The 21,389-nt window shown below is 63.1% G+C and carries 20 protein-coding genes; 12 read left to right on the top strand and 8 right to left on the bottom strand.

Features of this window, described 5'->3' with window-relative positions; genetic code table 11:
• Window positions 1–10 precede the first annotated feature (10 nt).
• Window positions 11–1,180: an ABC transporter substrate-binding protein gene (locus B0G82_RS01910; RefSeq protein ID WP_121306490.1), complete on the top strand. Its 1,170-nt coding sequence runs from the start codon at window positions 11–13 to the stop codon at window positions 1,178–1,180.
• A 28-nt stretch (window positions 1,181–1,208) separates the two neighbouring features.
• Here B0G82_RS01910 and B0G82_RS01915 read toward each other — a convergent pair whose 3' ends face one another.
• Both B0G82_RS01915 and B0G82_RS01920 read right to left on the bottom strand, forming a co-directional pair.
• Complete coding sequence (locus tag B0G82_RS01915; RefSeq protein WP_121306491.1) at window positions 1,209–2,105, bottom strand: nucleotidyl transferase AbiEii/AbiGii toxin family protein; 897 nt, start codon at window positions 2,103–2,105, stop codon at window positions 1,209–1,211.
• Window positions 2,080–3,144 carry a type IV toxin-antitoxin system AbiEi family antitoxin gene (locus tag B0G82_RS01920; RefSeq protein WP_121306492.1) on the bottom strand — a complete coding sequence of 355 codons (1,065 nt, stop codon included), beginning with the start codon at window positions 3,142–3,144 and terminating at the stop codon, window positions 2,080–2,082. The genes B0G82_RS01915 and B0G82_RS01920 overlap by 26 nt, the downstream gene beginning before the upstream one ends.
• Window positions 3,145–3,318: 174 nt before the next feature.
• Here B0G82_RS01920 and B0G82_RS01925 point away from each other — a divergent pair, with 174 nt between their 5' ends.
• Window positions 3,319–3,579: a hypothetical protein gene (locus B0G82_RS01925; RefSeq protein ID WP_106279827.1), complete on the top strand. Its 261-nt coding sequence runs from the start codon at window positions 3,319–3,321 to the stop codon at window positions 3,577–3,579.
• 38 nt (window positions 3,580–3,617) lie between these two features.
• On the opposite strand, the gene B0G82_RS01930 is transcribed toward B0G82_RS01925, so the two are convergent.
• From B0G82_RS01930 to B0G82_RS01955, 6 genes are all read right to left on the bottom strand, one after another.
• Window positions 3,618–4,769, bottom strand: a complete 1,152-nt coding sequence (locus B0G82_RS01930; RefSeq protein WP_121306493.1) for a Gfo/Idh/MocA family oxidoreductase — start codon at window positions 4,767–4,769, stop codon at window positions 3,618–3,620.
• A gap of 31 nt (window positions 4,770–4,800) precedes the next feature.
• Window positions 4,801–5,850: a sugar phosphate isomerase/epimerase gene (locus B0G82_RS01935; protein ID WP_116142655.1), complete on the bottom strand. Its 1,050-nt coding sequence runs from the start codon at window positions 5,848–5,850 to the stop codon at window positions 4,801–4,803.
• 82 nt (window positions 5,851–5,932) lie between these two features.
• Window positions 5,933–6,895, bottom strand: a complete 963-nt coding sequence (locus B0G82_RS01940) for a substrate-binding domain-containing protein (RefSeq protein ID WP_116119201.1) — start codon at window positions 6,893–6,895, stop codon at window positions 5,933–5,935.
• A 90-nt stretch (window positions 6,896–6,985) separates the two neighbouring features.
• Window positions 6,986–7,999, bottom strand: coding sequence for an ABC transporter permease (locus B0G82_RS01945; RefSeq protein WP_121306494.1), 1,014 nt, complete (start codon window positions 7,997–7,999; stop codon window positions 6,986–6,988).
• Window positions 7,980–9,467: a sugar ABC transporter ATP-binding protein gene (locus B0G82_RS01950; protein WP_121306495.1), complete on the bottom strand. Its 1,488-nt coding sequence runs from the start codon at window positions 9,465–9,467 to the stop codon at window positions 7,980–7,982. The genes B0G82_RS01945 and B0G82_RS01950 overlap by 20 nt, the downstream gene beginning before the upstream one ends.
• Before the next feature lie 3 nt (window positions 9,468–9,470).
• Window positions 9,471–10,550 (bottom strand): LacI family DNA-binding transcriptional regulator, encoded by a 1,080-nt coding sequence (locus B0G82_RS01955; protein ID WP_121306496.1) that lies wholly within the window; start codon window positions 10,548–10,550, stop codon window positions 9,471–9,473.
• Between the two features lie 301 nt (window positions 10,551–10,851).
• On the opposite strand from B0G82_RS01955, the gene B0G82_RS01960 reads away from it, so the two are divergent.
• The 10 genes from B0G82_RS01960 to B0G82_RS02005 all read left to right on the top strand — a co-directional run bounded on the left by B0G82_RS01960 (window position 10,852) and on the right by B0G82_RS02005 (window position 21,299).
• Entirely contained in the window at window positions 10,852–11,505 is a 654-nt protein-coding gene (locus tag B0G82_RS01960; protein WP_106279814.1) for a protein-L-isoaspartate O-methyltransferase, read from the top strand.
• Between the two features lie 58 nt (window positions 11,506–11,563).
• The gene (locus B0G82_RS01965; protein ID WP_091796474.1) at window positions 11,564–11,887 is read left to right on the top strand and encodes a rhodanese-like domain-containing protein; all 324 of its coding nucleotides are present in this window, start codon (window positions 11,564–11,566) and stop codon (window positions 11,885–11,887) included.
• Window positions 11,888–12,083: 196 nt separating this feature from the next.
• A complete protein-coding gene (locus B0G82_RS01970) occupies window positions 12,084–12,545 on the top strand; it encodes a DUF2844 domain-containing protein (protein WP_116142659.1) in 462 nt (153 codons plus the stop codon).
• A 30-nt stretch (window positions 12,546–12,575) separates the two neighbouring features.
• Window positions 12,576–13,907, top strand: coding sequence for a DUF3443 domain-containing protein (locus tag B0G82_RS01975; RefSeq protein ID WP_241974441.1), 1,332 nt, complete (start codon window positions 12,576–12,578; stop codon window positions 13,905–13,907).
• Window positions 13,908–14,362: 455 nt separating this feature from the next.
• Complete coding sequence (urtA, locus tag B0G82_RS01980) at window positions 14,363–15,658, top strand: urea ABC transporter substrate-binding protein (RefSeq protein WP_121306498.1); 1,296 nt, start codon at window positions 14,363–14,365, stop codon at window positions 15,656–15,658.
• A 210-nt stretch (window positions 15,659–15,868) separates the two neighbouring features.
• Window positions 15,869–17,530, top strand: coding sequence for an urea ABC transporter permease subunit UrtB (gene urtB, locus B0G82_RS01985; RefSeq protein WP_121306499.1), 1,662 nt, complete (start codon window positions 15,869–15,871; stop codon window positions 17,528–17,530).
• 1 nt (window position 17,531) lies between these two features.
• Complete coding sequence (urtC, locus tag B0G82_RS01990) at window positions 17,532–18,716, top strand: urea ABC transporter permease subunit UrtC (RefSeq protein ID WP_116119193.1); 1,185 nt, start codon at window positions 17,532–17,534, stop codon at window positions 18,714–18,716.
• Entirely contained in the window at window positions 18,713–19,576 is an 864-nt protein-coding gene (gene urtD, locus B0G82_RS01995) for an urea ABC transporter ATP-binding protein UrtD (RefSeq protein ID WP_106285901.1), read from the top strand. Before urtC ends, urtD begins: the two co-directional genes overlap by 4 nt.
• A 32-nt stretch (window positions 19,577–19,608) precedes the next feature.
• Entirely contained in the window at window positions 19,609–20,301 is a 693-nt protein-coding gene (gene urtE, locus B0G82_RS02000) for an urea ABC transporter ATP-binding subunit UrtE (RefSeq protein ID WP_116119192.1), read from the top strand.
• Between the two features lie 116 nt (window positions 20,302–20,417).
• A complete protein-coding gene (locus B0G82_RS02005; protein ID WP_121308586.1) occupies window positions 20,418–21,299 on the top strand; it encodes an urease accessory protein UreD in 882 nt (293 codons plus the stop codon).
• The last annotated feature ends 90 nt before the right edge of the window (window positions 21,300–21,389 follow it).

Raw genomic sequence — 21,389 nt, forward strand, 5'->3', positions numbered from 1 at the left:
AGACCCTTCGATGACGTCGTATAAGAAAAAATTCAGCGGCCTCACCGCCGCTTTCGGTTTTGGCGCGCTCCTGCTCGCCACCGCTGCACACGCCGACATCAAGGTCGGCATCGATCTGTCGAGCACCGGGCCGGCGGCCGTGATCGGCATCACCAGCAAGAACGCGATGCTGATGTGGCCCGCCACGATCGCCGGCCAGAAAGCCGACTACATCTTCCTCGACGACGCTTCCGACCCCGGCGCCGCCGTGCGCAACATCCGCAAACTGATCAACGAAGACCACGTGGACGTGATCGTCGGGCCGAACATTACGCCGGCCGCGATGGCCGCGCTCGATCCGGTCGCCGAGAGCCAGACGCCGATGATTACGCTGATCGGCTCAGCAAGCGTGGTCGAGCCGCAGGAAGGCAAGAAGGTGTGGGCCTACAAGATGGCGCAAACCGACAGCGCGATGGCCGACGTGATGACGCGCTACATGTCGAACCACAACGTGAAGACGGTGGGTTTCATCGGTTTCGCTGACGGCTACGGCGAGAGTTGGCTCAACGAGTTCAGCAAATTCGCGACGCTGCGCCATATCCAGCTGGTGGCCACCGAGCGCTATAACCGCACCGACGCGAGCGTCACCGGCCAGATTCTGAAGCTGATGGCCGCCAAGCCGGACGCGATCCTGATCGCCGGCGCCGGCACGCCGACCGTGCTGCCGCAACGCACGCTGATCGAGCGCGGCTTCAAAGGGCCGATCTACCAGACGCACGGCATCGCCACGCCGGAGTTCATCAAGCTGGGCGGCAAGGACGTGGAAGGCACGCTGTTCCCGACCCAGCCGGTCGTGGTGGCGCGCACGCTGCCGGCCGATCATCCGGCGAAAAAGGCGGCGCTCGCTTTCACGAACGAATATGAAGCGAAGTACGGCCCGGGCAGCGTGACGCAGTTCGCGGGCGACGCGGCCGGCGTGTATCCTCGTTTGCAGGACGCGGTGGCCCGCGCGCTGAAGACGGCGCAACCGGGCACGCCGGCGTTCCGCACGGCGCTGCGTGACGAGCTGGAGCATGCGCATGAGCTGGTCGTGCCGAACGGCGTGGTCAACACGAGCCCGAAGGATCACGTGGGCCTGGACCAGCGCGCTAGCGTGATGGGGACGATCAAGAACGGCAAGTTTGTCTATTTGAGTCAGTGAGGCGGCCCATGGCCGGCTCTTGACCCAATCAAGCGCCGGCGGCCGGTATGCCCAGAAATGCGTTCCGGAAGGCTGACAACGTCCGGTCGGAGCCATCGGCGAAGTCGTCCAGCATCTGCGCGACGGCACGCGCCTGCATGTCGCGTCTCAGCGTGTTGTACACGGCTTCGTCCGAGAGGATTGCCGAAACTGCATTAACTGTTGCGGGAGACGCGATCTGCCGCGATTCGCGGCCAAGTAGTGCGGACGCGGCAAGATCGACATCGAAGCCGTGTTGCTCGAGAAGGTCTGCGCCGTCGTCCCAGACGCGGGCCGCGTTGCCCGCGTCGCCGTAGTTGCGAAGGATCAGAAGCAGGTCAGATGCGTCGGTATTCTTCGACACTCGCCGGTCTTGCCACGCGAGAATTTTTAGAAGCGCAAGCGCCGGCAGAGTTACAACCGGAACCATGAGACCGTCACCCAGATCGATTTCGACGGATTCGTCGACGGCCTCCCGAAACCCCAGCACATTCATTACGACTTCGCCCTTGGGCGGCCACGCGACCGCGCCCTCGGGAGTTTCAATTTCGCCGAACGGAACCAGGTCCAACGGTATCGAATAACCGACGCTCGGATCGTCGAACACCAGAGTGTGCTGTGCCCGGGTACTCGCCCTGAAAAGGCCTGTCCGTTCGAGCCCGGTAATCAGGGCGCCGTACGCTTCCCAACTGATCGCGCAAACGGCAACGTCGACATCACGCGTGGCACGTTCAGCACGAACGCCGTGCACATGCCATAGCACCAGATCTCGCGCGGTTGCGCCGGCGACAACAAACTTCGTGCCTAGCTGATCCGCGGTCTCCTGGACGCGGGCAAGCAGCGCAGCGGTAACGGGGTGGACGGGCCGCTCGTCGGCTACTTTAAGGCTGGGGAAGGTACTGCTCATAGATTTGCCCGGCGACGGAAAGATCACGGCTGTCGCCCGAGGCAACGAGGTCCGCGTAGATGAGGAACGGGTGGACTAGCGGCTGGCGGCCCGATTCCACCCAGTTAAGCTCCAGCGACTGCGGCCAGAACGATTCAAGAATCTCGACATCCCCGCGTGGATCAGGGCGCAGCCTGGCGTTCAGCATGAACTGATTGCCCAGCGGTGCGCGGCTGTAGAGGGTGACGTTCGCGGCCTTCAGTTCATTCGTCAGGATGTCGGCCGCCGACTCGCCACCCAGGCGAGCGTCAACACTTGCGAAGTCGAACTCGCGCCACCAGTCGGGCGCCGTGCTGGCGAAGCGCCGTGCCCCTAGTTTCAGTCGCAGGCGCGTCTGATAGAGGCTGCTCCACTCGAAAACGAATTTCTGCCAGTCCGGAAAGATGCGCTCGCCACTGGTCTTCTGGGCGAGCAGCCCACGGAACTGCAGATCGTCGATCACCTGGTTGACTGTACTCAACGCGACGCCAGCGGCCTGCGCGATAGTTCTGTACGGTTCCGACACGAGGCCCGGTTGTGTCGCAATAGCGAACATCACTTGCAAACCTTTTCGCGTCGTGGCGCGGCCTGTCTGCGGTTTTTGCAATTGCTGGGGTTTGGGCCGGCCACTGATCATGACCATACCTTCGGGCTCGCTCAGAAAGACGTTGCCCGCTGCGTCCAGAAATGGCACGTTTTGCTTGATCAGGCGGTCGGCGAGTTGCGGTTCGATGTAAGGAGCGACCAGCATGAGCCGGCGGTAGAGCGGATGAGGCTCCATCGCAGAAGACCGGCTTTCCGCGAGAAGAGTGTTTGCCATCTCCGCCAGGCCCAGCCGGGTCGTGACGAGCGTAGGCATTTCGAATTTCCGTCCGGCAAGGTCGAAAGAGATCGAGGCGTCGCTATACGAAACATGCTTGCGAGCAGGCGCTGCCCTGTAAATGCCGGTAGAGCGCTCAAAGGCGTCGCATGCTTCGGCGAGAACCTGGGCTTCAAGAAAGGAATGGGTGGCACGCGGCATAAATTTGCATGTGTACGATTTTTTGTTAATGTATCATAAAATCGTACACAACGAAAAAATCGTACAAGATCGGGCGGCGACTGAAGTCATCGTGGTCCGCCCGTTCCTTGCTGGAGTCAGGCACGCGCTCGATTACTGTTAAAGTGCGTACCTTCAGTTAGATGCCTTCCCATCATGCGCACTACCCGAGCCATCCACGCCGTCGAGCGGTTGAAAACCCGCAGCGGCAATCCGCAGTTCGCCGCGATCAGCCTGTCCGGCGGCCTGTTTTATCTGGTCGACAAATCGAGCGGCACGGACAAGAAAGTCTCCGACCCGCTGACGCTCGACGACTTCGTCAAATTCGTCGACGCTTTCGGGCCGCCGAAGCCGCGCAAGGCGAGCAAGCTGGATATCGCGTTCGAAGAGCAGATCAAGAAGAGCAAAGGCAGCTAGTCGGCGCCTGCCCGGGCCCGTCCGCCACGTGTCCGCGCTCAAGCTGACTGTATCTCCCGCCACTGCCCATCCGCCGCGCTACTCGCGAGCATCGCGTCAATAAAACGTAGCCCCGCCACACCGTCTTCCACCGTCGTCAGCAACAGGCTCTCGGTGGGCAAAGCGCGGCCTGCGTCCAAGGCTTCGATCTGCAACGCCGCATCTTTGTACAACTGCGCGAACGCTTCCAGATAACCTTCAGGATGTCCCGACGGAACACGCGTCGCGTGAGCCGCAATCGTGCTCTTCACGCGCCCTCGTGTCAGACGTTCGGCCGCGCCGCCCAATGGCGTGAACCACAATTCATTCGGATGCTCCTGATCAAACGCAAGACCGGCTTTCGTTCCATACACCCGCAAACGCAAGGCATTTTCCGCGCCGCTCGCCACCTGACTCGCCCATAGCATGCCGCGCGCGCCGTTCGGATAACGCAGCATCGCCTGCACGTGGTCGTCGATCCGGCGGCCCGGCACGAACGTATGCACTTCCGCCGCAAGTGCGTGCGGCGTCATACCCGTGACGAACGCAGCGAGATGATAAGCATGGGTGCCGATATCGCCGAGACATCCGGCCGGCCCCGCCAACGCCGGGTCCGTGCGCCAACCCGCCTGCTTGTTCGTGCCGCTCGTTTCGATCGGCTCCGCCAGCCAGTCCTGCGCATATTCGACCTGCACCACGCGTATCTCACCCAACTCACCGCTTTCGATCAACTCGCGCGCATGACGCACCAGCGGATAGCCGGAGTACGTATGCGTCAATGCAAACAGCTTGTTCTTCTCGCGAGCCAGTTTCGCCAGCGCCTCGCCTTCCGCCAGCGAAATCGCCAGCGGTTTATCGCACACGATGTGAATACCCGCTTCGAGAAACGCCGTCGCGACCGGCGCGTGCAGATGATTCGGCGTGACGATCGCTACCGCGTCCATGCCGTCGTCGCGCGCGGCTTCGGCGCGCGCCATTTCGCGCCAGTCCGCGTAGCTGCGCGCGATTCCCGCCTCATCGGCGCTCGCCTGCGCACGCTGCGGATCGGACGACAACGCGCCCGCCACCAGTTCGAAACGATCGTCGAGCCGCGCCGCCATCCGATGCACGGCGCCGATGAACGCGCCCTGCCCGCCGCCGACCATCCCCAGTCTGAGCCTTCGTTGTGGCATCGTCGTTACTCCTTCGGTTTGGCCGCGCTCTTTAGATGCCGAGCACGCGCTTTAACTGCGCGGCGTCGACACCGCTGCCGGCGAAATCATCGAATGCATGCTCGGCCACGCGGATGATGTGCCGCTGAATAAACTGCGCACCTTCGCGCGCGCCGTCGTGCGGATGCTTCAGCGCGCACTCCCATTCGAGCACGGCCCAGCCGGGAAAATCGTATTGCGCCATCTTCGAGAAGATCGCGCCGAAATCGATCTGGCCGTCGCCGAGCGATCTGAAGCGCCCCGCCCGCTCGACCCAGCCGCTATAGCCGCCATACACGCCCTGCTTGCCGTTCGGACGAAACTCCGCGTCCTTCACATGGAACGCTTTGATGCGCTCGTGATAGATGTCGACAAACGCAAGGTAATCGAGCTGCTGCAAAACGAAATGACTTGGGTCGTACAGAATGTTCGCGCGCGTATGCTGCTTCACCGCGTCGAGAAAACGCTCGAAGGTCACGCCGTCGTGCAGGTCTTCACCGGGATGCAATTCGTAGCACACGTCGACGCCCGCCGCGTCGAACGCATCGAGAATCGGCGTCCAGCGGCGCGCGAGTTCGTCGAACGCGGCTTCGACCAAACCTGCGGGACGCTGCGGCCACGGGTACAGATACGGCCACGCCAGCGCCCCTGAAAACGACACGTGCGTGTTCAATCCCAAACGCTGCGAAGCCTTCGCCGCAAGCTTCATCTGCTCGATCGCCCACTGCGTGCGCGCCGCCGGATCGCCGCGCACGTGGGCAGCGGCAAAGCCGTCGAACAATGCGTCATAAGCCGGATGCACGGCAACGAGCTGCCCTTGCAGATGCGTCGACAGTTCGGTGATCGTCACGCCCGCGTCGTCCACGATCTGGCGCAACTCGTCGCAATACGTCTGGCTCGCCGCCGCCTGTTCGAGATCGATCAGGCGGCTGTCGCACGGCACCTGTATCCCCTTGAAGCCGAGACCCGCGGCCCACTCGGCAAGATGCGCGAGGTTGTCGAACGGCACCTCGTCGCCCATGAACTGGGCGAGAAAGATCGCCGGCCCTTGGATGGTTTTCATCGTACGGCTCCTTGAACGGGGAGGGCGCGCTCGCCGTGCCACTGCGCCAAAAAAGCCCAGCGGCGCGCCCCGGATGCCCAGGTCAGAACGGCGAGTCCGGGAAATAGAACTGCTGCGCGTTCTCCTTCGTGATCAGCACCGACGGAATGATCGTGGTGGCCGGCAGTTTGTCGCCCTTCAGGCGCGCTTCGGCAGTGAGCTTGATAGCGTCGTAGATGAACTTAGGCGAGTACGACACGTCGGCCTTGATCATCGGCGCGCCGTCCATCACGTTCTTCACCATGCCCTTCGAGCCCGCGCCGCCGAACACGATCTTGATGTCGGTGCGTTTGGCCTGTTCGATCGCCTTGATCACGCCGACGGCCATGTCGTCGTCGGCGGCCCAGACGGCGTCGATATGCTTGAAGCGCGTCAGGTAATCCTGCATGACCTTGAAGGCGTCGTCGCGATTCCAGTTCGCGTACTTGGCATCGAGAATCTTGATGTTCGGATACGCCTTCAGCACGCCGGTAAACGCGGTCCAGCGTTCGTTGTCGAGCGTCGTCGGAATGCCTCGCAGCGCGACGATATCGCCTTTGCCGCCCAGCTCCTTCGCCAGAAACTCGGCGGGAATCTTGCCGAACGCCGTGTTGTCACCCGCCACATACGCGTCCTGCGCGCTGGTGTCGGTCAGGCCGCGATCCACCACCGTCACGTACACGCCTTTCTTCTTCACCTGCGCGACCGGTTGCGTCAGCGAAGCCGATTCGAACGGGAAGATCACGAGTGCATTGATCTTGTTGACCGTCACGAGATCCTGCAACTGGTTCGCCTGTTCGGGCGCGCCGGCCGCGGTCTTGACGATCACCTTCAGATCGGGATGCGCCTTCTCCAGATCGGTCTTGGCCTTGTTCGCCCACCAGACGATGCCGCCCGTGAAGCCGTGATCGGCCGTCGGAATCGCGACGCCCAACGTGACTTTTTCATCGGCACGCGCGACGTTCGCCGTGCCCAGTATTCCCAACGCCAGCATGCCGGCGCCGACCGCTCGAATGACCTGCTTCATGGTTGTGTCTCCGTTTGTGAGGCGTTCGTGCGCCCCGATTCTCAACTCGCCGTGATTGCAAAATTCAAGGCGCAATATGAAGCGCCATCGCTACCGCCGTCCACGTTGTACGAACGCGACGAAGATAATCACTACGCCCTGCACCGCCGCGTTCAGGTACACGCTGATGATGCTGGTCAGATTCAGAATGTTGGCGATTACCGAGAGCAGGATCGCGCCGATCACCGTACCGATCACACGCCCTTCGCCGCCCTTGAGCGCGGTGCCGCCGACCACCACCGAGGCGATCGCTTCGAGCTCCCATAGCAAACCGGTCGTGGGCGTGGCCGAGCCGAGCCGCGGCACGTACAGCACCGTGGCCACGCCCACGCAAATGCCTAGCAGCATGTAGGTGACGATCTTCACAGTGTCGACCCGAATCGCCGCATAACGCGCGACCTGTTCGTTCGAGCCGATCGCCTGCACGTGACGGCCGAATGCCGTGCGGTTGAGAATCAGCGCGCCGCCGTCCGCGACCACAAGAAACACCCAGATCGGCACCGGCACGCCGAACAGGCTCGCGTAATACACCGGGCCATACAAGTCGGACAGCGAGTTATCCAAAGTCAGCGCGCCGCCGTCCGCCAGCCAGGTCAGTACCGCGCGAAAGATGCCCAACGTGCCGAGCGTGACGATGAACGGCTCGATGCGCCCTTTGGTGATCAGCAAGCCGTGCGCGCAACCGAACAGGCCGCCGAGCATCAGCGCGCCCACGATGCCGAGCGTAAGAATCATCAGCGGCGGAAACGTGTGTCCGCCGACGCCCGCGGCGAGTCCGTTCATCAGCCAGATCATGCTGCCCGCGATCAACGCGGCCATCGAGCCGACCGACAGATCGATGCCGCCGGAAATGATCACGAAGGTCATGCCCACCGCGATGATGCCGATGAACGAAGTGCGCGTGAGCACGTTCATCATGTTGTCGAGGGTCGCGAAATCGCGATTGAGCAACGTGCCGACAATGCACAGCGCGATCAGTCCGACGAGCGGCCCGAGCGCATACAGTCGATGCGCGAAGCGCAACGCGCGGCCGGATTGCACGGCTTCAGTGGGTGCCGGTCGCATGGGCGATCAACTCCTCTTCGGTCAGATGTTCGAGCGTAAGCGTGGCTTGCAGGCGTCCCGCGCGCATCACGGCGACGCGGTGGCACAGCCCGATCAGCTCGATCAGTTCGGATGAAATGACGATTACCGCGCGGCCCTGCGCGGCGAGACGGTGAATCAGAAAATAGATGTCGCGTTTCGCGCCTACATCGACGCCGCGCGTCGGCTCGTCGAGCACGATCACGTTCGGGTCGGGCTGCAGGAATTTGGCGAGCGCGAGCTTCTGCTGATTGCCGCCGGACAGCATGCGCGCGCGGCTCGACAGGTCGCCCGTGCGGATGCCGAATTCGCTCACGGCTTTGGTCAATGCGGCGCGTCCCGCTTTCATGTCGAGCAATGGATGCGCATAGCGTTCGAGGGTCATCAGCGTGACGTTGTCCTGCAGGCTCAGGTTCACGTGCAGACCTTTGCCCTTGCGATCCTCGCTGAGATACGTGATGCCGTGGCGCATTGCGTCGCGCGGGCTGTTCAGATCGGCGGGACGGCCGGCGACTTCGATGCGGCCCGCTGTGCGCTTGCGCAGACCGATGATCGCTTCGAACGCTTCGGTGCGGCCCGCGCCCACCAGACCCGCGAAACCGAGCACTTCGCCGGCGCGCACGTCGAAGCTGAGGTCTTCCACCCAATCCGGCACGGCCAGGCCTTCCACCTTCAACGCGAGCGGCGCGTCGACGGATACGGTGATCTTGTCGGGAAACATGTCCGATAGCTCGCGGCCAACCATCAGGTTCGCCATCTGCTGGCGCGCGAGTCCGGAAGTTTCCCCGCGCGCGACGAAGCGGCCGTCGCGCATCACGATCACTTCGTCGGTGATGCGCTCCACTTCGTCCAGCTTGTGCGAGATGTAGATGATGGTCACGCCGCCGGCCTTGAGCTTGGCCATCAGCGTAAAGAGGCGCTCGGTCTCGGACGGCGTGAGCGTCGCGGTCGGTTCGTCCATGATGAGCAGCCGCGCGCGGCGCGACAGCGCCTTGGCGATCTCCACCATCTGCTTTTCCGCGACGATCAATTCGCGCACTTTCGTATCAGGCGTTTTTTCCAGCCCGACCTGCGCGAGAAAGCGCGCGGCTTCGGTGTTCATCGCGGCATCGTCGACGAACCAGCCGCGCTTTTTTTCATGACCGAGATACATGTTCTGCGCGATCGTCAGATGCTCGGCAAGATTGAACTCCTGGTGGATCAGCACGATGCCTTGCGCTTCGGCGTCGCGCGACCCGATGAATTGGTGCGCTTGCCCATCGACGAGCAAAGTGCCCGAGGTCGCGGTCTCGTAGCCGGCGAGGATTTTCATCAGCGTGGATTTGCCGGCGCCGTTCTCGCCGAGCAGACCGTAGATGCGCCCCGGTGCCAGTTCGAAGCTCACGCCGTGCAGCACGCGCACGGGCCCGAAGTCTTTGCGGATGTCGTCGAAACGGATCGCGAGACTCATGATTCAGGCGCTCACGCGAATTACGAGCCGATGCGGCAGCAGCACGCCCGGCACGTTCGCCAACGGATTGGCGAGCCGTTGCAGCAACAGGCGCGCGGCGGTTTCGCCCAGCTCGCGCATGGGTTGCGCGATGGTGGTGAGCGGCGGATCGATTTGCGCGGCGAGCGAGATATCGTCAAAGCCGACCACGGCGATGTCGTCCGGCACGCGCTTGCCGACGCTGCGCAAGCCGTGGATCACGCCGATCGCGAGCGTATCGGAGACCGCGAAGATCGCGCTCGGCGCCTGCGGCTGATTCATCAGGGTGGCTGCGGCCGACGCGCCGGCTTCATAGTCGAGGCTATTCAGGTTCATGCGCCAGCGTTCGTCCGGCGCGATGCCCGCTGCGCTCAACGCGTCCAGATAGCCCTGTTGACGCTGCCGTGCGTACAGGTAGTCGACATCGGAATTGATGAGGCCGATGCGATGGTGGCCGCGCGCGAGCAGATGGCGGACGGCGTCGCCTGCGGCGCGGTAGTTGTCGATGCCGACGTACGGCACACCCATCGCCGGGTCGAACTCGCAGCACGCGACCCACGGCAGCGCGCTGGAGGCCTCGCCCAACGCCTGCTGGATGGTGGCCGGATCGAGACAGATCGCGCCGTCCGCGCGGCGCCGCCGCAGCAGATCGAAGTAGCTGCGCTCGCGGCCCGGATCGGCGCCGGTGTCGCACAGCAGCATGAAGTAGCCGTGCTGACGCGCCACGCTGTCGATGCCGCGCACGATCTCCGCATAAAAGGGGTTGCCCACGTCCGGGACCATGGTCAGCAGCAGCCGGCTCTCGGCAGTGCGCAGGTTGCGCGCGAGTTCGTTCACGCGGTAGCCGCTCGCGTCGATGGCGGCCAGCACCTTGTCGCGCGTGGCGGGCCGCACGTTCTCGTGGCCGTTCAGCACGCGCGACACCGTCGCCACGGAGACGCCCGCCTGCTCGGCCACGCCGGCAATCGACATGCCTTCGGCCGCGCCGCGCAATGGCGCAACGCCGGGCTGGGAACGCGCCGCGGACACCGCCGCGGGAGCCGTCCTGGATGACGATCTGGACAAGTGAACTCGCCTTGAAAATGTAATCGATTACATTCTTGAGCGATGAATGCGGGAAGCGCAAGGAAAGATCGCTAGGGATTAACACGGGGGCGTGCACTGCCCGGCATCGCGAACTTTCGTCTTGCGATGGCGCCGCCGGTTGCCCGCCAAGGCGCGGATCGTCACCGTCATTTGGTACAATCCCGCAGTTACCCTGACAGGCTTTGCGTGCCGAGTTGCGCGGGCAAGGCCGGCGGTCAGTGGCTGATAGCAAACCTAGCAAACCCCGCAAGACTCGCCAAACCATACAGCCGAACCCACCATGAACATCGAGCAAGCGCGTTTCAACATGATCGAACAGCAGATCCGCCCCTGGGAAGTGCTCGACCAGGACGTGCTGAATCTGCTTTCGATCGTCAAGCGTGAAAACTTCGTCCCCGCCGTGTATCGCGAACTGGCCTTCGTCGACTTCGAAGTGCCGCTGCCGGCCGGCCAGCACATGCTGGCGCCGCGCATCGAAGCGCGCGTGCTGCAGGAACTGGCGGTGAAGAAACACGAAAGCGTGCTCGAAATCGGCGCGGGCTCGGGCTACATGGCCGCGTTGCTCGCGCACCGCGGGCAGCACGTGCTGACGGTGGACATCGAACCGGAACTGGCGGAACTGGCGAAGAGCAACCTGACCGCCAACGGTGTGCTGAACGCCGAAGTCGCCACCGGCGACGCCGCGCGCGGCTGGGCCGGCGCTGCGCCGTACGACGTGATCTGCGTGTCGGGCGGCCTGCCGGTGCTGCCGCAGGAAATGCTCGACCATCTGAAGATCGGCGGCCGTCTGGCGGCGTTCGTCGGCACCGCGCCGGTCATGAAGGCGCAGATCATCACGCGTATCGACGAGAAGCAATACCGCATTGCCGACGTGTTCGAAACGTATGTCGAGCCGCTCATCAACGCCGTGCAGCCGTCGCGTTTCAAGTTCTAACTCGCACGATCCCGGACGGCGGCCACGCCCGCCGTCCTCTGAACCGGATGTTCCGCTGATGCAAAATCTGACCGCTCCGGCGCTCGCCGAATGGCTTGCCGATACTTCGCGTCCCGCGCCCGTGCTGCTCGACGTGCGCGAGCCGTGGGAAATTCAAACGGCGTCGATCGCCGGTGCCGTATCGATTCCGATGCGTGAAATCCCCGCCCGCAGCGAAGAACTCGACGACGACGCGCAGATCGTCTGCGTTTGCCATCACGGCGCGCGCAGCGCCCAGGTCGCGATGTTCCTCGAATCGCGCGGCCACACCAACGTCTTCAATCTGCAAGGCGGGATCGACGCGTGGTCGCGTCAGGTCGATCCGTCCGTTCCCACGTACTGATCAGCCGCCCAGATCAGGCCGCCGTCAACCTCGACGCAGCCTGGCTTCAATTGACGCCGCGTTGACGTCACATCCTTCGCCACGACACTGCGGCCAGCTTCCGTTGCGCCGCTTCGTGCATTCGCTTCCGAAATTTCATACGGTTTCCTGAGCATCGCACAGGCAACATGCTCCCGATATTTTGGGGAGTCATGTGATGAGATTTTTGAAGATCGCGATGCTAGCCGCAACCTTGTTGCCGCTCTCGTCGTATGCAAGGCTGGGCGGGGCGCCATCCACGGGCGCATCGTCCACGGCGCTGCTGCGTGCCACGCCGCAATCCGGCGCGGCGGCTCAACCGGCGGGCTCAGCGCCCTACTCCATGCGCCAGTCGGTCGACGCCAACGGCGTCACCATCCATGAATATGTGCTGCCGCAGAACGTCGTGTTCGCAGTCACATGGAACGGGCCGATCCGTCCGGACATGACGGCGCTGCTCGGCAGCTACTTCCCCAACTTCGTGAATGCCGGCCAAAGCCGCGCGGCCGGCACGGGGCCGCTTATCGACGGCAACGACGACTTTCGCATCGAATCCGCCGGCCGTTTGGGGCGCTTCAGCGGCATGGCCTGGTTGCCGCGCCTGATGCCCGCCGGTGTGCGTCCTGGCGATCTGCAATAGGACCCGCGTCGAGCTATGAAAAAACGCAACATGAACACATTGAAGAACACGCTCGGGCTCGCGGCGGCCCTGGCGGCGATCGCCCTTTGCGCCTGCGGCGGCGGAAGTTCGAGCGGCAACCAGAGCAACTCCATCGGCTGGAACGCTACGCCGGCCTGGACCCCAGCGCCGAACGGCTCCGGCAGCTCTGGCGGTTCCGGTAGCTCGAACAATTCATCCACTCCGGCCACCGGCGACAACACCGTGCCGGTTCGCGTCGGCACCTCGACGGGCGACGCCAACGGGCTCAACCGGCTGCTGGTGTCGATCAAGGTTTGTGTGCCGGGAACCTCGGACGCGAGCCGCTGCGTCACCGTCGACAACATGCTGGTGGACACCGGGTCGACCGGCGTACGCATTGCAGCAAACGCGATACCGACGCTGGCCCCGCTGCTGCTCACCCAAGCCGGCGCGGTAGACGACAAGGTCGGCTCGGCGCCGATTGCCGAATGCGCGCCGTTTGCCTCGGGTTTTACGTGGGGTTCCGTCAAACGCGCCGACATCACGATCGGCAGCAAGACGGCGAGCAATCTGCCGATCCAGGTGATTGCCGACGGCGAGTTCTCCACTCCGGCCGATTGCATCGCGCACAACGGCGGAGACATGAGCACGCGCTTCGACACCCTGGGAGCGAACGGCATTCTCGGCATCGACAATTTCACGAGCGACTCGCTCGATGCCCTGACCACCGCGGTGCCCGGTCTCTACTACTATTGCGCTTCGCAGACCAACTGTGTCAGCACGCGCATGCTGGCGAGCAAGGAGGTCGCCAATCCCGTCCCCGCGTTCGCGACCGACAACAACGGCACAGTCATCCGTCTGCCCGCCGTGCCGGCTACAGGTCAGGCAAACGTGACGGGCCAGTTGGTGTTCGGCGTCAGCACGCAGTCGAACAATACGTTGCCGACCACCGCCACCGTCGTCGCGCTCGACAAATACGGCATGTTCACGACGCAGTATCAGGGGCATGTGTTCAACCAGAGCGCGATCGATAGCGGCACCCTGGCTTACGCGTTTCCGGACCGCACCATTCCCTCTTCCGTCGAAGGTTTATACACGCCGGCCAGCCCGCTGAATCCGATCGCGACAATCGAAGCGACTAACGGAACGAGCCCGCCGCTGCAAATGCCATTTCCGCTGGCCAACGTCATTAGCCTGATGGCCAGTGGCAACACCGCGTTCAATAACCTCGGCCAGTCCTTCTCGAATAGCCAGAACAACATGTTCCTGTGGGGGTTGCCGTTCTTCTATGGCCGCGATATCTATAACGTGATCGGCAATGCCAAGGTCGGCAAGCAGACTGGGCCGTTCGTCGCGTTCTGATCGAAGGCAATCGATGCAAGTCCCGCAACCGGGACTAAAAATAGTAAACGGCCGGCGCCGCACCACGCCGGCCGCTCCGTGACCGACCGAGCCCCGCCCGCGCCACTTCCTCACCACGCGCTTGTCGGGCTGCGCCTCAGCATAGGCACCGCACTGCATGCACAACCGCGCAGCGGCCATGCACCGCCGACGCCCCCTGGCGGATACATGCGCTTCGTTGCGGCGCGACACGCACCCGAACGATGCGCGTCGCGCGATGCTGCACCAATCCCGCGCCTATCAGGCACACGCCGCCCTCCCGCAGTCGCGCTACAGCATGCGCCCCACGCCATACAAGTCGAATTTACTGCATGGCATGTGCCTTGCAGTACATAAGCGGCAAGTCATGCGGGATAAGCCCTGCTGGCTGAAATCGACGCCCATAAACAGTCACCATCAATGGCAAGGGGATATAAATGAAACGTCGCAGTCTGTTGAAGTTCGGCTCCATGTCGGGCGCGTTGGCGCTTGCAGGCCAGGTTCCGTTTGCGCAGGCGCAGTCCAGTGGTCCGATCAAGGTAGGTATCCTGCATTCGCTGTCGGGCACGATGGCGATCTCGGAGACATCGCTCAAGGACACCGCGTTGATGACCATTGCGGACATCAACAAGAATGGCGGCGTGATGGGTCGTCAACTGGAGCCGGTGGTGGTCGACCCGGCGTCGAACTGGCCGCTGTTCGCTGAAAAAGCGCGTCAGCTGATCACGCAGGACAAGTGCGCCGTGGTGTTCGGCTGCTGGACTTCCGTGTCGCGCAAATCGGTGCTACCGGTGTTCGAGGAACTGAACGGCCTGCTGTTCTACCCCGTGCAATACGAAGGCGAGGAAATGTCGCGCAACGTGTTCTACACGGGCGCAGCGCCGAACCAGCAGGCGATTCCGGCGACCGAATACCTGATGAGCGCGGAAGGCGGCGGCGCCAAGCGCTTCTTCCTGTTGGGCACCGACTATGTGTACCCCCGCACGACCAACAAGATCCTGCGCGCGTTCCTCAAGTCGAAGGGCGTGCAGGAAGCCGACATCCAGGAGGTCTACACGCCGTTCGGCCACAGCGACTATCAGACCATCGTCGCGAACATCAAGACCTTCTCGCAAGGCGGCAAGACCGCGGTGATCTCGACCGTGAACGGCGACTCGAACGTGCCGTTCTACAAGGAACTGGGCAACCAGGGGCTGAAGGCGTCGGACGTGCCGGTTGTTGCGTTCTCGGTCGGCGAGGAAGAACTGCGCGGCATCGATACGAAACCGCTGGTCGGCAACCTGGCCGCGTGGAACTACTTCATGTCGCTGCGCAACCCGGCCAATGAAAAGTTCAAGAAACAATGGGCCGCATGGGTCGCGCAGAACAACCTGCCGGGCGGCACCAAGCGCGTGACCAACGACCCGATGGAAGCGACCTTCGTCGGCATCCATATGTGGAAGCAGGCAGTCGAGAAGGCCAAGAGCACGGAAGTGGACAAGGTACGCGTGGCGATGGTCGGCCAGACCTTCGCGGCGCCGTCTGGCTTTACGCTGGAAATGGACGGCAATCACCACCTGCACAAGCCGGTGATGATCGGCGAAGTACGTGCCGATGGCCAGTTCAATGTGGTGTGGCGTACCAAGACCGCGATTCGCGCGCAACCGTGGAGCCCGTTCATCGCCGGCAATTCGAGCAAGCCGGACGTGGTCAGTTCGATTCCGGCGTTCCTGAAGGGCTCGCGCGTCGCCTGACGGCAAAGCGTGCCGCGACGGTGAAACTCGCCGACGCGGCACCTCGATTTGCCGATTGCAATCCCGCGACGGGCGCGCCCACCGCACCCGCGTTCGTGCCTTGATCGGACGTCCGAAAGGCACGACCCTCGCGCGCAGCAACCCGACGGCGCGGCAACGGCGCTTGCCCACATGCCGCGCCGCCCTGCCGGATTTTCTTCAAAGGCCACCATGGCGTTTTCATTCCTGACATCCGCACGAAAGGTCGCACGAAAAGTCGCAGGAAAGGTCGCACGACGCGGCGTCGCTGGCGCGGCACTCGTGCTGCTCGCCGGCGCACCGCTGGCCGCCTTCGCGCTGACCCAAGCCGATGTTGCGCCGCTCGCAGGCGACGACTTCGACGCGAAGTCCGCGGCCATCGACAAGCTGATCGCCAATCACGACAAAGAATCGATGGCGGTGCTCAAAGCGCTCTCCGAAGATAGCGCGCTCGCCACCGACGCGGGCGCCGTGCTGCTTCAGGACGGCGATACGGCGAAAGACGCGGTCACCGGCAAGACCGTCGCCGCGGGCGATGCGCAACCGGTCACGCTGAACAATCTGCTGCGCTCCAAAGTAGCGGGCGCGCTGTCCGGCCTGCAACTGGATTCGCCGGATGTGGCCGCACGCGATGCCGCCGTTACCGCGCTGCTGCAAAACCCCGATCCGTCGATTAAACCGCTCGTCGACGCGGCACGCGCGAAGGAAACCGATCCCGCGTTGAAGAAGCGCCTCGATACGTTATGGGCAATGACGGCCCTGCATGACGCCGATCCGGCCAGGCGCCTCGAAGCCGTGCAACTGGTCGCCGCGCGGCACGACCTCGACATGAACGAACTGCTGCGGCCGCTCGTCGCGAAGAAGCCCGACGGCACCTTCGTGGAAGCCGACGATCGCGTGCGCGCCGCCGCGCAAAGCGGCATCGACGAACTCGATGCGATCCAGCGTCGCAGCCAGATCGCCGGCACGCTGTTCGCGGGCCTGTCGCTCGGCAGCGTGCTGCTGCTCGCCGCGCTGGGGCTCGCCATCACCTACGGGCTGATCGGCGTGATCAACATGGCGCACGGCGAATTCCTGATGATCGGCGCGTATGCCACCTACGTCGTGCAGAACCTCTTTCAGCGCTTCGCGCCCGGCGCGTTCGACTGGTATCCGCTGCTCGCCATTCCGGCTTCGTTCGTCGCCGCGGGACTGGTGGGCATCGTGCTCGAGCGGCTGGTACTGAAGCATCTTTATGGCCGTCCGCTCGAGACGTTGCTGACCACCTTCGGCGTGAGCCTGATCCTGATTCAGGCGACGCGCATGCTATTCGGCGCGCAGAACGTGCAAGTGGTCAACCCGGCGTGGATGAGCGGCGGCGTCACCGTCTTGCCCAATCTGATCCTGCCGTACAACCGTCTCGCGATTCTCGCGTTCTCGCTGATCGTGGTCGGCATCGCGTGGGCCGTGCTCACGAAGACGCGTCTCGGCCTCTTCGTGCGCGCCGTCACGCAAAACCGCCGTATGGCGGCCTGCGTCGGCGTAAAGACCGCGCGGGTCGATTCGTATGCGTTCGCCTTCGGCGCGGGCATTGCGGGTCTGGGCGGCTGCGCGCTCTCGCAGATCGGCAATGTCGGTCCGGATCTCGGCCAGAGCTACATCATCGATTCGTTCATGGCCGTGGTGCTTGGCGGTGTCGGACAACTCGCCGGCACGGTGATCGGCGGCTTCGGCCTCGGGCTCATCAGCAAGGCAATCGAACCGTTCTGGGGCGCGGTGCTCGCGAAAATCGCGGTGCTCGTGCTGATCGTGTTGTTCATCCAGAAGCGTCCGCAGGGCATGTTCGCCCTCAAGGGCCGCAGCGCGGAGGCATGAGATGACATCGGCAACTTCATCGGCTCATGTCGGCGCAGCGAGCGGTGGCGCCAGCGCCGGGCGCGAGCCTCAATCCGGCTTCGCGCTCGGCCTGCCGCCGCGCCCCGCGCTGTTGTCGCGGCGCGCGTGGCTCGCGCTGGTCGCGTTGATTATCGTCTTCGGTCTGGGCGTGCCGTTCGCCACGCTGGTCGTGCCGGAGACGAGCGCGCTGCATCTGTCCGCCTACGCGATGACGATCACCGGCAAGTTCATGTGCTACGCGATCGCCGCGCTCGCACTCGATCTCGTGTGGGGTTACTGCGGCATTCTGAGCCTTGGCCACGCGCTGTTCTTCGCGCTCGGCGGCTACGCGATCGGCATGTACCTGATGCGCTCGATCGGCCACGAAGGCAAATACGGCAGCGACCTGCCCGACTTCATGGTGTTTCTCGACTGGCATCAACTGCCGTGGTACTGGCAAGGCACGCAGCATCTCGGCTACGCGCTGCTGCTGGTGGTGCTGGTGCCGGCGGTGGTCGCGTGGGTATTCGGCTTCTTCACGTTCCGCTCGCGGGTGAAAGGCGTGTATCTGTCGATCATCACGCAAGCCATGACCTTCGCCGCGATGCTGCTGTTCTATCGCAACGAAACGGGCTTCGGCGGCAATAACGGCTTTACCGACTTCAAGCGCATAGGCGGCTTTCCGATCACGCATCCCGGCACGCGCACTGCCCTGCTGCTGATTACGTTCGCCGTGCTGATTCTCGCGTTCATCGGCGCGCGAGCCATCGTCACCTCGAAGCTCGGCCGCGTGGTGACCGCGGTGCGCGACGGCGAAACGCGTTTGATGTTCCTCGGCTATAGCCCGCTTGCGTACAAGCTGTTCGTCTGGACCGTGTCCGCCGTGTTGTGCGGCATCGCCGGCGCCTTGTATGTGCCGCAGGTCGGCATTATCAATCCAGGCGAAATGTCGCCGGGCAACTCGATCGAAATGGCGATCTGGGTCGCCGTGGGCGGACGCGGCACGCTGATCGGTCCGATCATCGGTGCCTTCGCGGTGAATGGCGCGAAGAGCTTCTTCACGGCGAACTTCCCTGAATACTGGCTGTTCTTTCTTGGTCTGATTTTCGTGCTGGTTCCGTTGCTGTTGCCTAACGGCATCATGGGACTGATCGAAATGGTGACGCGCAAGAGGAACCGCTCATGAACGAAAACCCGATGGTTCCTGACCTGGCTTTACCGGAAGAACCGGCTGAAACCTCGTTGAGCGGCGTCGCGAGCTTGGGCCGCGCGGTCGTGCCCGGCGAGATCGACGTGTCGCACGGCACGATCCTGTACCTCGAAGACGTGACCGTGAGCTTCGACGGTTTTCGCGCGCTGAATGCGCTGACGCTGACCATCGACGCCGGGGAATTGCGCTGCATCATCGGTCCAAACGGCGCCGGCAAGACGACGATGATGGACGTCATCACCGGCAAGACCGAGCCGGATTCCGGCAAGGTCTACCTCGGCCAGTCGATCGATCTGACGCGGATGAACGAGCCGTCCATCGCGCGCGCGGGCATCGGCCGCAAGTTTCAGAAGCCGACTGTGTTCGAGCAGCATCCCGTGTGGGAAAACCTCGAACTGGCGATGAAGGCCGACAAGGGCTGGTGGGCTTCGTTGCGCGCGCGGCTGGATCGCGAGGCGCAAGCGCGCATTGAGGAGACACTCGCGCTGATCGGTCTGGAGAGCGAAGCGCGGCGGCTCGCCGGCGAACTCTCGCACGGCCAGAAGCAACGGCTCGAAATCGGCATGTTGCTGATGCAGCAACCGGCGCTCCTGTTGCTCGACGAACCGGCCGCCGGCATGACCGACGACGAAACCATGCAACTCGCCGAACTGCTCAACCATTTGCGCGGCACCTGTTCGATGATGGTCGTCGAGCACGACATGGAGTTCGTGGCGGCGCTGTCGGGCGCGGCCGGCAAGGTCACGGTGATGGCCGAAGGGCGCGTGCTCGCTCACGGCACACTCGACGAAGTGAAACGCGACGAGACGGTCATCGAGTCTTATCTGGGCCGGTGAAACGGACTGCCGTAATAAAAGGTTGAACCAACATGCTAGAAGTAGAGAACCTGAACCAGTACTACGGCGGCAGCCACATTCTGCGCGATGTGAAGCTCACCGTGCCCGACGGCAAACTCACTGTTCTGCTCGGCCGTAACGGTGTGGGCAAGACTACGCTGCTGCGTTGTCTGATGGGCGTCGTGCAAACGAAGAGCGGCTCGATCGCCTGGCGCGGTGCGCCGATCACCAAACTGCCGACTTACTCGCGCGTGGAGAAAGGCCTCGCTTATGTGCCGCAGGGGCGCGATATCTTTCCGCGCTTGACCGTCGAAGAGAATCTGCTGGTGGGAGCCGCCAGCAAGAAGGCGCCCAAGAAAATCCCGGATCGTATCTATGAACTCTTTCCGGTGCTGAAGGATATGCGCAGCCGTCGGGGCGGCGATCTGTCGGGTGGTCAGCAGCAGCAGCTCGCGATTGGCCGCGCGTTGATGAGCGATCCGCAATTGCTGATTCTCGACGAACCCACCGAAGGCATTCAGCCTTCGATCATTCAGGATATCGGCCGCACGCTGCGTCAACTGGTCGAAGAAATGGGCATGACGGTACTGCTCGTCGAGCAGTATTACGACTTCGCCAAGGACATCGCCGACCGGTATTGGGTGATGAGCCGTGGCGAGATCATCGCGGGCGGCGAAGGCGCCAATATGGATGCGGATGGCGTGCGGGGGTTGATCGCCGTGTGAACGGCGTTGGACATCGTGCATGCTATTCTCGATGCATCCTGTGTCAGCGCTGTTGAGCGCTGTCTGACGTGCGCAGGCACGCTTTGCTTTTCTTCGTCTGGTCGCACTCCATTCGCATGTCGCTTCACGAAAATCACGTCACACTCGCTACCGCGCAAGACGGCGCGCAATCGCAATGGCGCGCGCGTCTGGAACTTGGGTTCGTCAAGGATGGGGAGCGGACGACGCTCAAGCATCGGCTGCATGACGGGCCGTTGCGGGTTCAGCGGCCGCTTTATCCTGAAGGACATGGCGTTTGTCATGCGGTGATCGTGCATCCGCCGGGTGGGATTGCGGGTGGTGATCGGCTTGCTATTGATGTTGATGTTGGCGCAGATGCGCATGCTGTAATCACCACGCCGGGGGCGACCAAGTGGTACAAGTCCAATGGGCGTGAAGCGCAGCAGCAGATCGCGGTGCGTGTCGGTGAGCGGGCTAAGCTCGATTGGCTGCCGCAGAATAATATCGTTTTTGATCGTGCGGACGCGGAGCTGGATTTTGCGTTGACGCTGGCTCGCGACGCCACTGCGATCGGCTGGGATGCGACGCAGCTCGGGCGCCAGGCCGCGGGTGAGCGGTGGTCGGATGGGCGTTTGCGTGCGGTTTCGCGGATTGTTGGGGCTGACGGCGAGTTGCTGTGGTTCGAGCGCGCGATTTTTGAGGCGAATGATTCGCTACGCGATGCTGCTCAAGGGCTGGCGGGGTTTCCTGCGTATGGGACGCTTTGGGCTGTTGGGGATGCTTGCGATGATGCGCTTGCTGAGGCGTTGACGGCTCAATTGCCGTTCGATGATTCGGTGCGGATGGCGGCTTCTTGCGTGACTTCTGGAGTGCTCGTCGTGCGGGGGGTTTCGAGGTCGATGGAGATGCTGCAGCGGGCGTTTGTGAAATGCTGGATTGAGTTGCGGCCGGTGGTGCATGGGATTGAGGGGGTGCCGTTGCGGATTTGGGCGACTTGAGGGGGCATTTTTTTTGGAAAATTGCGACCGACTTGGCTCAAATCGACTGCTATCGGCAGCGCCGGAGAGCACGTCCCCTTGCGGGTACGA

The sequence above is a fragment of the Paraburkholderia sp. BL17N1 genome, assembly GCF_003634175.1.
GTDB lineage: Bacteria > Pseudomonadota > Gammaproteobacteria > Burkholderiales > Burkholderiaceae > Paraburkholderia.